The organism is Paucibacter sp. JuS9 (genome assembly GCF_044043925.2).
GTDB lineage: Bacteria > Pseudomonadota > Gammaproteobacteria > Burkholderiales > Burkholderiaceae_C > JAUASW01.
The window spans coordinates 1,775,250-1,790,404 of the sequence record NZ_CP194172.1 but is presented as its reverse complement, the minus strand read 5'-3'; the positions used below and the strand labels follow the sequence as shown (position 1 = coordinate 1,790,404).

17 protein-coding genes are annotated in these 15,155 nt (G+C 62.2%); 4 read left to right on the top strand and 13 right to left on the bottom strand.

Annotated elements, in window-relative coordinates; all coding sequences use genetic code 11:
* The first annotated feature begins 5 nt into the window (after window positions 1-5).
* Both ABT392_RS07930 and ABT392_RS07925 read left to right on the top strand, forming a co-directional pair.
* Window positions 6-3,032, top strand: a complete 3,027-nt coding sequence (locus tag ABT392_RS07930; RefSeq protein ID WP_395386104.1) for a Tn3 family transposase — start codon at window positions 6-8, stop codon at window positions 3,030-3,032.
* A gap of 307 nt (window positions 3,033-3,339) precedes the next feature.
* Window positions 3,340-3,699 carry a hypothetical protein gene (locus ABT392_RS07925; protein WP_395386105.1) on the top strand — a complete coding sequence of 120 codons (360 nt, stop codon included), beginning with the start codon at window positions 3,340-3,342 and terminating at the stop codon, window positions 3,697-3,699.
* A 274-nt stretch (window positions 3,700-3,973) separates the two neighbouring features.
* On the opposite strand, the gene ABT392_RS07920 is transcribed toward ABT392_RS07925, so the two are convergent.
* From ABT392_RS07920 to ABT392_RS07885, 8 genes are all read right to left on the bottom strand, one after another.
* Window positions 3,974-5,116, bottom strand: coding sequence for a zonular occludens toxin domain-containing protein (locus ABT392_RS07920; RefSeq protein WP_395386106.1), 1,143 nt, complete (start codon window positions 5,114-5,116; stop codon window positions 3,974-3,976).
* Entirely contained in the window at window positions 5,113-5,457 is a 345-nt protein-coding gene (locus tag ABT392_RS07915; protein ID WP_395386107.1) for a hypothetical protein, read from the bottom strand. The genes ABT392_RS07920 and ABT392_RS07915 overlap by 4 nt, the downstream gene beginning before the upstream one ends.
* A 1-nt stretch (window position 5,458) precedes the next feature.
* Window positions 5,459-6,892, bottom strand: coding sequence for a hypothetical protein (locus ABT392_RS07910; RefSeq protein WP_395386108.1), 1,434 nt, complete (start codon window positions 6,890-6,892; stop codon window positions 5,459-5,461).
* Window positions 6,893-6,995: 103 nt separating this feature from the next.
* Complete coding sequence (locus ABT392_RS07905; RefSeq protein ID WP_395386109.1) at window positions 6,996-7,130, bottom strand: hypothetical protein; 135 nt, start codon at window positions 7,128-7,130, stop codon at window positions 6,996-6,998.
* A 67-nt stretch (window positions 7,131-7,197) separates the two neighbouring features.
* Window positions 7,198-7,470 (bottom strand): hypothetical protein, encoded by a 273-nt coding sequence (locus ABT392_RS07900; protein WP_395386110.1) that lies wholly within the window; start codon window positions 7,468-7,470, stop codon window positions 7,198-7,200.
* 136 nt (window positions 7,471-7,606) lie between these two features.
* Entirely contained in the window at window positions 7,607-8,632 is a 1,026-nt protein-coding gene (locus ABT392_RS07895; RefSeq protein WP_395386111.1) for a rolling circle replication-associated protein, read from the bottom strand.
* Complete coding sequence (locus ABT392_RS07890) at window positions 8,629-8,844, bottom strand: hypothetical protein (protein ID WP_395386112.1); 216 nt, start codon at window positions 8,842-8,844, stop codon at window positions 8,629-8,631. The genes ABT392_RS07895 and ABT392_RS07890 overlap by 4 nt, the downstream gene beginning before the upstream one ends.
* A gap of 11 nt (window positions 8,845-8,855) precedes the next feature.
* Window positions 8,856-9,140: a single-stranded DNA-binding protein gene (locus ABT392_RS07885; protein WP_395386841.1), complete on the bottom strand. Its 285-nt coding sequence runs from the start codon at window positions 9,138-9,140 to the stop codon at window positions 8,856-8,858.
* Between the two features lie 78 nt (window positions 9,141-9,218).
* Between ABT392_RS07885 and ABT392_RS07880 the strand changes: the two genes are divergently transcribed.
* Complete coding sequence (locus ABT392_RS07880) at window positions 9,219-9,719, top strand: hypothetical protein (RefSeq protein WP_464970948.1); 501 nt, start codon at window positions 9,219-9,221, stop codon at window positions 9,717-9,719.
* On the opposite strand, the gene ABT392_RS07875 is transcribed toward ABT392_RS07880, so the two are convergent.
* Together ABT392_RS07875 and ABT392_RS07870 are read right to left on the bottom strand one after the other, a co-directional pair.
* Window positions 9,688-10,965: a cytochrome c gene (locus ABT392_RS07875; RefSeq protein ID WP_464970947.1), complete on the bottom strand. Its 1,278-nt coding sequence runs from the start codon at window positions 10,963-10,965 to the stop codon at window positions 9,688-9,690. The genes ABT392_RS07880 and ABT392_RS07875 overlap by 32 nt on opposite strands.
* A complete protein-coding gene (locus ABT392_RS07870; RefSeq protein WP_395386115.1) occupies window positions 10,962-11,687 on the bottom strand; it encodes a c-type cytochrome in 726 nt (241 codons plus the stop codon). The genes ABT392_RS07875 and ABT392_RS07870 overlap by 4 nt, the downstream gene beginning before the upstream one ends.
* 176 nt (window positions 11,688-11,863) lie before the next feature.
* On the opposite strand from ABT392_RS07870, the gene ABT392_RS07865 reads away from it, so the two are divergent.
* Complete coding sequence (locus tag ABT392_RS07865) at window positions 11,864-13,291, top strand: aminotransferase-like domain-containing protein (protein WP_395386842.1); 1,428 nt, start codon at window positions 11,864-11,866, stop codon at window positions 13,289-13,291.
* A 21-nt stretch (window positions 13,292-13,312) separates the two neighbouring features.
* Here the strand turns inward: ABT392_RS07865 and ABT392_RS07860 are convergent, their stop codons facing one another.
* The 3 genes from ABT392_RS07860 to ABT392_RS07850 all read right to left on the bottom strand — a co-directional run bounded on the left by ABT392_RS07860 (window position 13,313) and on the right by ABT392_RS07850 (window position 15,126).
* A complete protein-coding gene (locus tag ABT392_RS07860; protein WP_334276789.1) occupies window positions 13,313-13,525 on the bottom strand; it encodes a hypothetical protein in 213 nt (70 codons plus the stop codon).
* A 186-nt stretch (window positions 13,526-13,711) separates the two neighbouring features.
* Entirely contained in the window at window positions 13,712-14,350 is a 639-nt protein-coding gene (locus tag ABT392_RS07855) for an ankyrin repeat domain-containing protein (RefSeq protein ID WP_395386116.1), read from the bottom strand.
* Window positions 14,347-15,126, bottom strand: a complete 780-nt coding sequence (locus ABT392_RS07850; protein WP_334276791.1) for a TatD family hydrolase — start codon at window positions 15,124-15,126, stop codon at window positions 14,347-14,349. Before ABT392_RS07850 ends, ABT392_RS07855 begins: the two co-directional genes overlap by 4 nt.
* Window positions 15,127-15,155: the final 29 nt, after the last annotated feature.

Sequence of the window (15,155 nt, the reverse complement as noted above, 5' to 3'; positions counted from 1 at the left end):
GGCGCATGACCCGCGCCAAGGACACCGCCTATCCGGCCTTCAAGGCGCAGATTTCGTCCAGTGAGCTGGAGCGGAACTACTCGCCCACCGACGAAGAACTGGCGTTCATCCAGGGCCTGGCGAGTGGTCCGGCCGCGCAGACGGCCATGATGGTGCATTTGAAGATGCTCCAAGTCATGGGCCGTATGCTCAAGCTGCCGGAGGTGCCGCAGCAGATCCGCGACCACGTCGCTCGCTGCCTCACGTTTGCGCGTTCGCCGTCGCTCAAGGAACTGGGTCGATTCGAACGGTCCGGAAATCGAGCCCTCAAGATCAAGAAGCTGCGCGAGTTCCTCGACGTCAAGCCCATGGGCGAGAAAGGGCTTGCCTGGATCAAGCATGTCGCCGAGCAGGCGGCCGAGGTCAAGCACTCGGTCGTGGACATCATCAATGTCATGCTCGAAGAACTGGTGCGGCATCGCTACGAACTGCCAGCCTTTTCGACCCTGGACCGGGCCGCGTACGGTGCCCGGGAACAGAGCAACGAGCAGTACTTCAATTCGATTTCGTCGAAACTGGGCCCGCGGACCAAGTCCATGATCGACAGCCTTATGAGGGTCGAGCCGGGCGCCCAGACCAGCGCATGGCACTCCCTCAAACGCGAGCCGAAGAAGCCGACGAACAAGGAAACACGGATTTACCTGCAGCACGTCGAAACGCTCAAACGCATCGTCGAGACGTTGCCCAAGCCCGAGATCCCGATTCCCAAGATGCGCCAGTTCCGGTATCTCGCACGGGCGCTGGACGCAGCCGAGATGGCCAAGTTGAAGCCCCAGAAGCGCTACGCGTTGGCCGTCGTGTTCATCCGGTCCCAGTACGCCCAATCCTTGGACGACGCAGCGCTGTTGTTCATCAAGATGTTGGGCAATCTGGAAAACCTGGCGCGCAACAAGCTACTGCTCCATCAGGACGGCCGGTCCGAGAAGGTCGATGCCCTGGTGGAACTGTTGATGAACGTCATGCAGGCCTACAAGATCGACGGGACGGCCGACCAGCGCGTCGACGCGATCGAGAGCACGCTGCCGGCGGAAGTCGACACCGTCATCAACGAGTGCATGGAGCACCTGGCCTTCGCCGGCAAGAACTACTTGCCATTTCTGGCCGAGCCCTACAAGTTCATCCGGGCCCAGCTGCTCAACTGCCTGCTGATCGCCGAGCCGCAGTCCAGTAGTGACGACCGCGTCAACGAGCGCTTGCTGGCCGCGCTGCGCATGCTCAAGAACAGCCGCGTCGAGAAAGTCATGCTGGAAGAGCTCGAACTCGTGGCCACGCGCGACTTCGACTGGATGCCGCAGCAGTGGCGCAAGTTGGTGTTCGTGAAGTCGGCCGATGCGGAGCAGCCCGACATGCTCAACCGGCGCTTCTTCGAACTCGCCGTCCTGCAAATGGTGAGGGACGAGCTGAAGTCCGGCGACCTCATCATTCGGTTCGGCGAGCAGTTCGATGACTTTCGCGAGCAACTCGTTGACGACGAGATCTATGAAAATGAGTTGGCCCGCTATGCCGAGGTTACTGAGATCGACACCGATCCCAAGACGTTCTGCCAGACGCTGCGGGATGAACTCCTGTCGGTCTCTCGCACCATCGATCTGGAGTGGCCCAAGAACACACACGCGGAAATCGTTGACGGGAGGCTTTCCCTCAAGAAACCGCCGACGGTGGATGCCCATCCCGACGCTGCACGGCTCCAGGAGGAACTCGGCAAACGCCTGCGGCCCGTGGGCATCATTGACGTGCTGATGGCCGTCGAGAGCTGGCTCGACCTGCACAAGATGTTCCGTCCGCTGGCCGGCACGGAAAGCCGACTGGAAGACCTGCGTGTGCGCGTCATCATGGTGCTGTTCTGCTATGGCTGCAACCTGGGCCCGGCTCAGCTGTCACGCTCCATCCGCAGCCTCAGCGCCAAGCAGCTCGCGTGGATCAATCTCAAGTACGTCACGGAGGAGTTGCTGGAGCGCGCGACCACCAAGGTCATCAACAAGTTCAGCGAGTTCGAGCTGCCCAGCTACTGGGGCAGTGGTGAACACGCCTCAGCCGATGGCACACGTTTCAACCTGTACGAGCGCAACCTGGTCAGCGAATACCACATTCGCTACGGTGCCTATGGCGGTATCGCCTACACGCACGTGTCCGACCGCTTCATCGCACTCATCAGCCACTTCATCAGCTGCGGCACTTACGAGGGCCTCTACATCCTCGACCAGCTCGATACCAACGAGTCAACGCTCAAGCCAAATAAGCTGCACGGTGACACCCACCAGCAAAGCTACGCGGCGTTCGCCATGTCGCACCTGATCGGCATCCAGCTCATGCCGCGGATCCGCGCCATTCACAACCTGGATTTCTTCCGGCCGTCGAAGTCCACCAAGTACGAAAACATCGACAGCCTCTTCAGGGGCTCAATCGACTGGAAGCTGATCGAGACGCACCTGCCGATGATGTTCAGGATTGGAGTGTCGATCAAGCTGGGCCGGCTCACGCCTTCGAGCATCCTGCGCCGCCTGGGCACGCACAGCCGGAAGAACAAGCTGTACTTCGCGTTTCAGGAGCTGGGTAAGGTGCTGCGCACCGTCTTCCTGCTCAATTACATCAGCGACGTTGATCTGCGCCGGTTCATCAACGCCGAGACCAACAAGAGCGAGCAGTTCAACAACTTTCTGAAACTGAGCTTTTTCGGGAACGGTGGCCTAATCGCCGAGAACATGCGCCACGAGCAACAGAAGGTCATGAAGTTCGGCCACCTGGTGGCCAATATGCTGATCGTCTACAACGTGCACGACATGGAGCGCGTGATCCGGGAGCTGAGGGACGAGGGCTTTGCGATCACGCCGGAGTTGCTGGCTGACCTCAATCCGTACCGGCTGGGGCACGTCAACATGCTGGGCGACTATGCCGTTGATCGCCGGCGGCGAATCATGGACCTCATCGTCGAGCCCATTCTTGGCAAGCGGACAAATGGTGCCGTCGGGGAGGCTGGAACAGGTTCCCAGTAAGGGCAGGCCCCGGCGGGGAGGGTTGTTCGGTGAGTGACTGTCGCCGAGGGGTAGATGGTGGCAGGTTCACCGTGGGAGAGAAATTCTGAATTTCCTCAGAGCGACAAGGACTTAGGCTCGATTTGGCGTGAAATTACATGAATGCCGGCTGACCCTCCCCTAGGGGGGGAATCATTGATGACAGGATTTGCTGTACGAATTCGCTTGTTTACATAATACACATTGTCGAACTTTTGGCCCGTCTGGCTGGCTGGCTCCGTGGACTGCTTCACGGCCGAAAAATCTGCGACCGGCGCATGATTCAGCCATGCTGAACCGTCTACCAAAGTGGCCCGGAGAACTGGCCGAAATCCTCGCCGATATCGGCAACCCACCAGCCGCAAAAATCGCAAAAGCCCTTGGTGTTTCGAAGCGAACCGTAGAGCGCTGGAAACATGGAAAGACCCCGAGAGTCGCTCTGCTTTCCTTGTGGTGGTTGTCTCGCGAAGGCCACAGCGTTTGGGATTGCGAGATGCAAAACCTTACGGCGTTGACCGCTGCAACAAACGCCGCTCTATGGCAAACAGTCAAATACGGTCGCCAGGACGCGAAGCCGACCGGGCTAGTTCAACGACATGCAAGCGCGGCCAATGATGCGGCGTGGTCGACGGCTGAAGTTACGGCCTGACGGCCTACATGGGGCCCGCCCCATACCCCAGGCACTAGCGCAAAAGCAGCTTACTAGCCACATAGAAAGCTGCCACGATGCCCACGGCAAATAGCCAGGGCCACCAGCGATCAGCGGCACGAGAAGGGGCTATGCCGGCCTCCCGCCTGCGCTGCCTGTCGTGATACCAGTCCCGGTCTTGAATGCCCATCTAGCCCCCATTTGAGAGGCTGAACGATACACGGGCGATAGAAGGCCAGCAAAGCGCAGGAACCCCCCGCAAGCGGGGCCCCCCCTACGCTTCGCCGGCTTTCTTTGGCGTGGGGATGTTTACACCGACTTGGGGAGCGTCGCAGATAACGACGCGCTCCCCGCCGTTGAGCCTCAAGCGCCCTGAGCAGTGGCTCTCCCCGTGCCATTCGTAGCCAGCGGCCACGAGTTCGGAATCAGTCAATGCGGCAATCTGCTGTCCGTTTTGGCTGAGGCTGAAAGTCCAAATGCGCCGCGCCCCCATTTGCATGAACCCTGTGAGGTGCAAGCCGCGACCGGCAAAAGGCTCGACCGCCGCAGGCGCCGACGCCGACGAAGCGGCGACAGGGGCCAGGGCCTGCCGCTGAGGATGCCCAGCAGCCACAGGGCGCGCTTGCTGCGCGGCCTGGGGCTGAACAGAGGTAGCCGACTTGCCTACAGCTTGGGGCGTCTTGACCGACCAGGGGGCAGACACCTTCCCGGATGCAACGATACCGATGAGCAGGACGAAGCAAATGAAAGAGCCTATGAAGCTCCAATGCATCCAGATAGGCCGCACATCGCTGGCGCCTAGCTCCTCCGCGCTGCGGCCACGGGTGTGCGACCGATAGAGCCCAAAGAACCGCTTTTCGTACTTGCGAATCGAGGTGTTGACAACCTCGCCGCGCAGCCCGTCTTGCACCTTGCGGGTGTAGCTGCCCATCGAGCCGAGCGCCACATTCTTCCGGACGCGGTAAACGACCTGAACCAAGTCACGAATGGCCGCACTCACCTTGCCATATGACTGCGTGATCAGCAGCACATCGGCGTTTTCGTGCCGGTGAAGGCTGAACCATTCTTCAACACCCCGCTCGGTCTCACCTTTCGGCATCGCGAGGTGACACTCGTCAATCACATACAAGGGGCCGATGCCATCGGCACGGCGCCACGGGTCGCCGAAGTCGTCGGCATGCTCGAACGCACGCCAGGGCCGCGCCTTGTCGCCCTGCCCCTTCACCCCTTCCCGCTTGGACGCTGTGCGCAACTCAATGAGGGACGGATACGCCGCGTCGATTTGCCCGATCTTCTCAAGATCGAGAGGCAGATTCGTGATTACCTTCCGGCCCTTCTCCAAGGCAGGGAGGATGTGAAACACGGTCGCTTCGTAGCTCTTGCCGCCACCTGGGGCACCGAGAAGGAAATTGATCATGAGCCGAGGCGCGTGAACGGCACGAGCTGCAACATCAGCCGGATTCCGAGAGCCGTGACGATCAAGCCGACAGAGGTACTCAAACCGATTGCGGCCAGCACCTCTAGCAGTTCAGCCGGCAAGCCGGCCCACGCGCCGGCCTGGGCAGTCAGACCCGAAAAATCGAACGCGCCCAAGATGACCGTAACGAGAGCGAGAACCGACTCAAAGCCCCAGCAGACCACATCAGTAGCGAACAGCCAGGCAGCCTTGAAAACACCGATGGCAAGCTCGCCGAGCCAAACCAGCGCCGCGACGATCTTCGCGAGGATGTAGCTCAGACCCTGAACAATTGCGGCCATGTCAGCCCCCGAAAATGATGCGGCGGCAGGAGATCAACGCCGTGCAAACCATGATCCCGCGAATAGCCGACCAGACGTAACACGGCACACTGATATCCGCGTTCGCAAACTGCTTCCAGCCGGTCATGATGGGCATCGACCAAGTAGGACAGCCGCCATCCCCGACGCCAGGAACAAGGCTCGCCAAGAACGTAAAGATGGGAGTCGACTGCAAGCCAGCCGCCGCATTGTTCCAAACGCCCGCGAGGCCGTCCGGATACTTCTGTTCGTACAGATCCGGCTGCGGCGGCATGGACGGATCAGAGGGCGGCGCAACGTCTTCCTCGTCTTTCGTCTCAGTCGTCGTTTCGCCCGTGGTGTTGTTCACGGTCGTGGTGTTGGTCGTGTAGTTGAAGGTGTCGCCCGCATAAGTGACGTTGTACCGTGTCTGCTCGGTAATGGTTTCCGTGGTCCCGTCAGGCTTGGTCCGTGTGGTGACCTTCGACGGTCCCTCGACAACAGAAGGGCCGCTAAGCTGACCCGGCGCAGCCTGGGGCGTCAAATCCACGCCGGACCCTAACAGGTCTTTGGCGAGCCCTTCAACATCAGCGGCAGTCTTGACCTCAGCGCCAACTCGAGTTGTGACCGTGGTTTCATCAGCTGGCGCAAAGCCACCGGTCGGGCATTTGCCGTTGGCGTTGGGAGCACCGCCCGGAGACTCGTACCCCGGCAAGCCAGGGACAGCGGGACAAATCAGCTCTGTGGATGAGTAGCCAGTCTGTTGCCCGTAGTACGCGGGAGCACTGGAACCAGCACAATTGCCGGGCGACGAAATGGTCTGCATAACCGTATACGTCGGACCGGAACCGGTGAGCGAATAAGTAAAGGTAGCGACACAGCCGCCGCCGTAATTGATCGTCCGACCGCCCCAATATTCATTGAACTTCGCAAACGCAGCGTTGCAGGCCTGACCATGCGTGGAACCAGTGGCGAGAAACCGCCCGTTGGTAGGTTCGTTGATGCCACGGCAATACCATTGACTGATGTTCTGTTTGTCGCCGATGGGCATACACAACCAGTCCCCGGTGCTGTACTTGCACCACGCAGCGCCAGCCGCAACGGGCAGGACCAACATACCGACAGTGCCAGAAGCGAGCGCGCCAGCGGCACGCGCCGCAGCCGTCATCATGCCGCCCTTGGTGACACCGCGAGCCAGATCAACGGGAAACGTCTTCGCCCCAATCTTGCCTGTTGTGCGGTCAACGATATCGAGGCTCGTGCCAGTGACGTTGCGCATGAAGCGCTCGAAGCCAGCAGAGCCAGAAAGAGTATTCAACGCAGGCGCGACAACGCGGCCACCGCTCGCCGAATAGGAAATTTGTGCATAGGCAGCGACGGGCGCCCAAAGGACGCAGACAGCAACCCACCACAGCCAGAGAGCACGGAAATACTTCATTGCCCTGCCCCCTTCAAACCGAAGATAAAACAGAGCCCACCCATGGCGCCGATGAGTGCCATAGACGCCCAAAAAACCGCCATGAGTGGACTCAGAGCCATGATTAGGCGCCGCGCACTGCGCGCTTGCCCAGGCCAATGCCCTTGAAGGCCATCGCGATGCCGATGATCAGGACGCCAGCGGTGCCCACGAACGTTGCAACGCCTGCCAGATCGACTGCGGCCAGAATGTCTTCCATTTTTGAAACTCCTTTAGAAACACCAGCCAAAACCGGGCCGGCAACGGATCGCCCAACATGGGCAGATTCAAACCAAACGAATGACCTTGAGCCCGGCTGAAATACCGTAGCCAATCGCCCAAAGGCCCACCACCACAAAGAACCCCCACGAGGACACGTAAGCGACCTCGGCAGGGTCAACGGTGAGCGTTTGCAATTCGCCCGGCTCGGCGACAAGCAAGCCCGCGCAGGTTTCGCCATCTGGCAGCCGGTACGGAGCAGACGGCGTGAGACCGGGCTCGCAAAGTGCGTCCGGGTCGCAGACAAGCTCAACAGGAGCCGGGGGAATGCAAACACTCATCACGACACCCGTTTAGAACGCCGGAAAGAACGTCCAAAACGGCTCAGAACACCACAACAGGAACAGCGACATACAACCCCCCAACGGTGCGCGAAGAAAGCAGACCGGCGATGCACCAAGCGCCGGGTGCCGGGAATCAATGAACAGGGGAGCGACTCAGCCAGGAGAACGGGCCGCCCGCTTCAATCGCTCGGGAATGCCGATGGACGCGCCGTAAGGCATCAATACCGCCGACCTTGACCCGCTCGAATTCGCTTGGATACAGGACGCCATCAGGAGAAGCCCAACCGCCTCCTGCCGCTCTTTTCCAGTCGTCGTGAACGTCAGAATTCGCCTGCACAAAAGAAGGCAGACCGAGCCAACGCCGAGAACGGCGAGCAGTTTTATCCAGGCCACCAACACCATATGCACGCGCCCCTTTCGGCATGGCTGCTAGCTCCTTATCCTTTTTGAGGTAGTGCAGGAGGTAGCCGATTGAGTTCTTTGCTTTGAGCGACTGGCTCATGCCGTGAGGCCACCAGCCGCGCTTGTCGAAATGCGGGCAGCGAACACCCACAGGAAGCCACACAACAGCGTGGTAATGGATGACGTCGCGACCGACGCCATCAGCGCGCCGCTTGCCGTCTTGAATCTCTGCGATCCAGACGTAGCGGAAGGCGTAGCCCTTGGAGCGGCACCAGTCGCGGGCCTTCAGCAAGGCGCCCGAGACGTGCTTGGGGCTCCAATCGACGCCAGGGCGGTACGTAAGCGTCACCATCCACGCTTGATCGGTCCTATGCCCCTTTTCGCTGACCGCATGGGCGCGTGCGGAGAAGCCGACCGCGCAGCGGAGCTTCGCAAGCCGACGCTTTGCTTTTGCCTCGTCGGTGCACAGCACCAAATCCAGAGAATCAACAGCTTCCGCCAAGTCGGTTTTCCAACTTGTTGGAACTGAGACAAGCCCCGCGGCTTCGCCGCGTTCAGCAGCCCGCGACACCGCGAACTGTTCGGCCCGATGTTGGCGCGAACGAACCGGCGTCGTGTAGCCGTGTTCGAACTTGTCTTGAAGATGGGCGCGGCTCGAATACTCGGGCCGCGCACGGATGCCCAGCCGCTCACGGGCCAAGGCATCGAAGGGCTCGCCGTGTTCGGCATGCCAGTTAATCGCTGCGTGCAGGCTCACAGCGAGAAGCCCCCGACAGGGACGCCGCCCTGCCCTTGCAATTCCACATCGATGGACATTGCAGGCGCGAACGCGTCAGGGCTGATGGACACCGAGAGGCCGCAGACCTCCCGGTCATCGACCATCGCCCGAGAGAGGACCGACACGAGGCACATGCGCAGAACCGCAAGTTCTGCCGCGTGCTGGACGGTCACAAAGTCACCCGCAGCCATGGGTGCACCCCTCAAGCCGTGGCAGGCTTGGCGCGCAGCGGAGCCAACCGAGGCGACAGCGACAGCTTGCCGTTACGGTCGAGGTAGAGGCTCGAAGGGTGCAGGGTGTAGTCACCGGGCGCGAAGGGCTGCTGGTCTTTCTCCAGGATCACTTCGAACTTTTCCGGGACAGGCAGTGGGTTGCCGGCCTCATCGACGATATGCGCGTAGGCAGTCTGAATGCGCAGGTGATAGGGCTTGCCGGACTCGCGGGCATTGCCAGAAAGCTCGCGAACGGGCTGCTGGTATACAGTCACTTTGATCAAGGTTGGCTCCTGATTTGGGATATATCCGAAATTGGATATAGGCCGGGAGCGTAGATGCGAGGTGACGTTGTGGACTCATGGAAAAACGCAATTGACGCGGCAGTCAATGTGTGCGGGTCACAAACCGCACTTGCTAACCGCCTGGGCATGGCGCAATCAAACCTAAGCGCAACGCGCGCCGGCAAGAAGGCAATGCCAAAGGAAAAAATCGCGGTTCTAGCGTGCCTTCTGGATGCCGACCCGGCCCAACTTTGGGAACTTCAAGAGGTCGCAAACCTTCCCAGGCGCAACCCCTTTTTGCAGTCCGCAGCGGCTGCTTTGTCGGTTTTTCTGTGCGTCGTTTTGTCGCTCGCCGGGAACGACGCAAACGCAGTAACCAAGCGGGCTAACCCCGAAATGGCAGGGGCCAGCAATATACACATTGTCGATATTTTAGATGGCGTCTTCACAGATCTCCCTCCCATGAAATTCGACATCTTCAGCATCGACCACGCGCGGCTTCTCGCTCACCCGAACCGGACGTTTGCAGGTCCATCCATCACCGCACCCGCAAGACCTCCAACGCGCTGACCGCCGAGGCCTTGTGGCCCCAGGATTGCCGCAGATGGCTGACCACGGCCGCAACCTCGGAGTCCGAGAGCGTCTGCCGGAACGGAGGCATGCCGAAAGGACGCGGATTGCCGGCAGTGCTGGGCGCGAATCCTCCCTGCAGGACCATCTGGATCAGGTTGACCGGCGAATCGAGGGACACCGCGCGGTTGCCGGCCAGCGGTGGATAGAGGCCGTGAGCGCCCTCGCCTTGCTTGCCGTGGCAACTGGCGCAGTGCTGCTCGTAGACCTTGGCGCCCAGTGTTCGTACCGCCGGATCAGTGAGCTTGTTGCCCACCGGGCGCGATGTGCTCGGCGGCAAGCTCTGCAGATATTTGGCCATCGCTTGCAGGTCTTCGACGGCCAGGTGCTGGGTGCTGCGGAACACAACCTCAGCCATGGGCCCTGTGACCGTCCCATGTGGCGCGCGACCGGTTTTCAGCAGGCTCACCACGTCGGTAGTCGGCCATGCGGCAACGCCGGCTTCACGAGCCGCACTCAGCGAAGGTGCGTACCAGTTCTGCACTGCGATCAGGCCGCCGCTGCCGTCTTCGTTGGACCCGCCCAGCGCGTTGCGGCCGCTGTGGCAGGCCATGCAATGACCCAGGCCGCGCACCAGATAGCCGCCGCGGTTCACCTCGGCCGACTGCTTTTCGTCCGGCTCAAAGCTGGCCGGTCGAAAGTAGAGCGCGCGCCATACCGCCAGCGACGCCTGGTACTGGTAAGGAAAGCGCAATTCATGCCGGCGATTGGCCTGCTGCACCGGCGGCAGGCTGCGCAGGAATGCGTGAATTGCATCGGAGTCTTCCCGCGTCACCAGTGTGTAGCTCGTGTACGGAAATGCCGGGTAGAGCAAGCGCCCGTCCTTGGAACGGCCGTGATGCATCGCGCGCCAAAACTCGGCCGAGGACCAGTTGCCTATGCCTGTTGCAGCGTCGGGCGTCAGGTTGGAGCTGAAGACGCTGCCGAAGGGCGTGGCAATGCCACGGCCACCCGCATAACTCGCGCCGTGGCAGGCGGCGCAATTGCCGGCCTTGGCGAGATAGGCGCCGCGCGCAAGGGTTGCGGCGTCTGCAGCCCCGGGGGGCGAACCGGGAACAGACGACGATGCGGCCACTGATGCAGGTGGCAACGGCGCCTCGCCACGTACATTGAGCCAGGCCACCAGGCCGGCCAGCATCAAGGTCGCGGCGACAACGCAAAGGAGCAGTCGGACAGCGAGTTTCATGGCTGCACGTCGCTTCCGCATTCAAGTGGCAAGGGCCGCTGGATGCTCGCTGCTGGCCGCGTATCGACTGGTGGTGTCTGCGCAGACAGCCAGGTGGCCACGGCGGCCACATCGGACGCGCTGAGGCGCTTGGCAATGGCCGACATGCAGTCCGGCGCATGGGCGCGCCGCAGCCCGGTGCGCCAGGCTCCCATCTGGCCGATCAGGTAGTCGCGCGGCAGGCCCAGCAGACCCGGAATCGTGGGCAGGGCACCCGTCATGCGCTCGCCATGACAGGCAACGCAGGCGGGCACCGACAGGCTGGCATCGCCCTTGCGCACCAGTTGTTCGCCGCGTGCCAGCAAGGGGCCGGGCGCAGTGCTCCTCTGTCCAGGCGGATAGGGCAATTCCAGGGCGGCAAAGTAGCCGGCAATCTCGCGCAGGTAGTCGTCGCTCAGATGCTCGACCAGGTGGTTCATGGCGACGTTGTGGCGGCGCCCATCGCGGAAGTTGAGCAGCTGGTGGAACAGATAGCCAGCCGGCTTGCCTGCAATGCGTGGGAAGTAGCCGCTGTTGCTCGCGCGCCCTTCCTTGCCATGGCAGACAGTGCAGGCCTGCATGCGCTGGGCCATGGTGTCTTGCGGCGTTGCGGCGGGCTTGGCCAGGGCCGGCCCACAGAGGCTCGACAAGCCAGCGAGGCTCAGCAGCAGCGCTGCAGCGGTGAATTTCTGTTGTGCGGGCATGGGCTTGGAATCCTTGCCCGCACTGTGCCCAAACCGGCCGCACAACAAAAGACTCAGATGCTTGAAAAATGAGCGGATCAGATGCCTGGCGATCTGGACTTTCATGGGTCGTTCTTCCAGATCAGTACAGTGGCAACAAATGATGAATGAACGGTAGCAGATTGCCCCGGCACGACATGAAGCGCTACGAACAGCTGGCCGACGAAATGGGTGAACAGGTGCGCAATGGCAGCTTGCGCGCGGGTGAGCGCCTGCCTTCGGTGCGAGAGGTCAGCGCCAGCCGCCGTGTGAGCCCCTCCACCGTGTTCAAGGCCTATTACCTGCTGGAGGCGCGTGGCCTGATCGAGGCGCGGCCACGCTCGGGCTACTTCGTCACGGCGCGCACCGCCAAGCCGCGTGCCGAACCTGCTGCCAACGCCGCCGCCGAGCAGGCACAGTCCGTGGCCGTGAGTGAGCTGGTGTTCCAGGTGCTCGGGCATGAGCGTCAGCAAGACCTGGTGCCGCTGGGCTCGGCCTTTGCGAGCCCGGCATTGTTCCCGTTGGCGCCGCTGGCGCGCTCGGTGGGTCGTGCCTTGCGGCGGCTCGACCCGTGGCGGACGGTGGAAGACCTGTCGCCCGGCAGCGAGACGCTGCGGCGCCAGATCGCCTTGCGCTACCTGGCCGCTGGCAGCAGTGTGGATGCGACGGAGATCGTCATCACCAACGGCGCCATGGAAGCGCTGAACCTGTGCCTTGAAGCGCTGACCCAGCCTGGCGACCTGGTGGCCATCGAAGCGCCCTGCTTCTATGCGGCCTTGCAGGCGCTGGAGCGCCGTGGCTTGCGTGCAGTGGAGGTGGCCACGAATCCGCGCTCCGGTGTGGACTTGGCCTCATTGCGTGCGGTGCTGGCGCGCTACCCGGTGAAGGCCTGCTGGTTCATGCCCAATTTCCAGAACCCGCTGGGCAGCCTGATGCCGGAGGAACGCAAGCGCGAGCTGGTGGCGATACTCGCCGAACGCGGCATTCCGCTCATCGAGGACGACGTCTACGCGGAGCTGTATTTCGGCCGCCACCGGCCGCTGCCGGCCAAGGCTTTCGACCAGCGCGGGCTGGTGCTGCATTGCGGCTCCTTCTCCAAGTCGCTCGCACCGGGCTACCGGGTGGGCTGGACGGCGGCGGGCCGGTTCGCTGGCGAGATAGCGCGGCGCAAGCTGATGAGTTCGCTGGCCACGGCCCTGCCCTCGCAGGAAGGCATTTCAGACTATCTGCAGCAGGGCGGTTACGACCGCCATTTGCGCCAGCTGCGCCACACCTTGTCCATGCATCAGGCCAAGGTGTTGCGTGCCATTGCCAAGCACTTTCCGCCGGGCACACGGGTCACGCAGCCCGAAGGCGGCTACTTTCTGTGGGTCGAGCTGCCCGGCTCAATCAACGCCTTGCAGTTGCACAGGCTGGCCTTGTCGCAACAGATCAGCGTGGCACCTGGCCAGCTGTTCTCGGCCGACCAGCGTTTCGCCAACTTCCTACGGCTCAACTGCGGCCATCCCGGCGACCGGCGCAGCGAGCAGGCGATCAAGACCCTGGGGCAGATTGCCCGCAGCCTGGCCGAGGGCGAAGCGCGCTAGCCGGGGCTGCAAGTGCAATCTTCAGTAAGCGCTGTCGTCGTTGGCAGCCTCGATCTGGTGGTCGAAGTCGAAGGCGTCGTCATGCGTCTTCGCAATCACCGGTTTGTCCAGCGGGCGGAACACGCGGCGGCGCAGGCGGTTCAGGCGCTCCGAGCATTCGACCTCGCGCACCACGCGCTCCAGGTCCAGCAGCATGGCGAAAGGATTGGCAGCGGATTGGGCGGTGTCGATCATGAGGGACTCCATTGATCAGTGATTTGATGGAGTCACTTTAGGCACTCGGGCCTCGTCCTCACAGTCGGACCGTCGCCAAATGCCTTGTCGGATTTCTTCCTAGGTACTTGCACGCCGCTCGTGAACTGGCTCACGAATCAGGCAGACGACCCCACGCGGCACGTCGGATTGCGGCCTCAGCCGCTCCTAGCGAGCCGCTGCAAGGACCTTCGCGGCCAGGGCATCGCGTCCGGCGCTGGCGGCAAAGTCGGCAGCCGTGTTGCCGTTCTCATGGGAGAGCCGCACATTGGCTCCCTTGGCGAGCAACAGTTCGGCGGTGGCGATGGGTGCATAGCGCACGGCCATCATCAGCGCCGTCGAGCCATTGGGCGCACGCGCGTCGATCTCGGCGCCCTGCTCCAGCAACCAGGCGGCCACGCCGTTGTCCGGGCCGCTGCTGGCGTAGTGCAGCGGCGTCCAACCCTCGCGGTTGATCTTGGCGCCCCGCTCCACCAGCTTTTTCACCAGGTCCAGCCGGCCCCGCAGCGCGGCAAACATCAGTGGCGTTTCGTTGGCCACATTGGCCTTGTTCACATCGGTGGCAGCGTGGGCGATCAAACGCTCGACGGCCTGGTAGGACTCGCCGCGCAAGGCAATCATCAGCGCGCTATTGCCGTCCTTGTCGCCCACGTTTGGATCAACACCGCGTTGCAGCAGCTTGTTGAGCGAACTCATGTGATCGCGATCAGCCGAGACCTGCAGGTCTCGCTCATCCGGCGTGATCGCCAGCGAGGCGCTGGAAAGCGCGAACAGCGCGCCCGCAATCAATGCTTGGAGCTTGCTCATGCGGGCAGTCCGAACAGGGCCCGGCAGTTGGCCGTGGTCTGCGCCGCGACCTGCTCCACCGGCATTTGCTTGATCGCCGCCAGTTGCGCCGCCACATGCGGCACATAGGCGGGGCTGTTGAGCTTGCCGCGATACGGCACCGGCGCCAGATAGGGGCTGTCGGTTTCGATGAGCAGGCGCTCAAGAGGCAGGCTGTGGGCTACGTCGCGCAGGTCCTGCGCGTTCTTGAAGGTCAGGATGCCGGAGAAGGAGATGTAGAAGCCCGCCGCCACCGCGGCCTGGGCCACGGCCAGGTCTTCGGTGAAGCAATGGAACACGCCGCCAGCCTCTTCGCCGCCCTCTTCCTGCAAGAGCCGCAAGGTATCGGCAGCACTGCTGCGGGTGTGGATCACCATCGGTTTCTTCGCGATCTTGGCGGCGCGGATGTGATTGCGGAAGCGCTCGCGTTGCCATTCCATGTCGGCCAGCGAGCGGCCGTTCAGGCGGTAGTAGTCGAGGCCTGTCTCGCCGATGGCCAGCACTTTCGGATGCCGGGCGGCTTCGACCAGTTCGGCCACCGTGGGTTCATGGATGCCTTCATTGTCCGGATGCACGCCCACCGTGGCCCAGAGCTGCGGATGCTCCTCGGCCAGCGCCAGCACGGCAGGGAATTCTTCCATCGTCGTGCAGATGCAGATCGCCTGGTCGACCTGGGCGGCTTGCATCGCCTCCAGGATTTGCGGCAGCTGGGCGCGCAGTTCGGGGAAGCTCAGGTGGCAGTGGGAATCGATGAACATCGCAAGGGCCTCCACGGCCCGAAAAACAG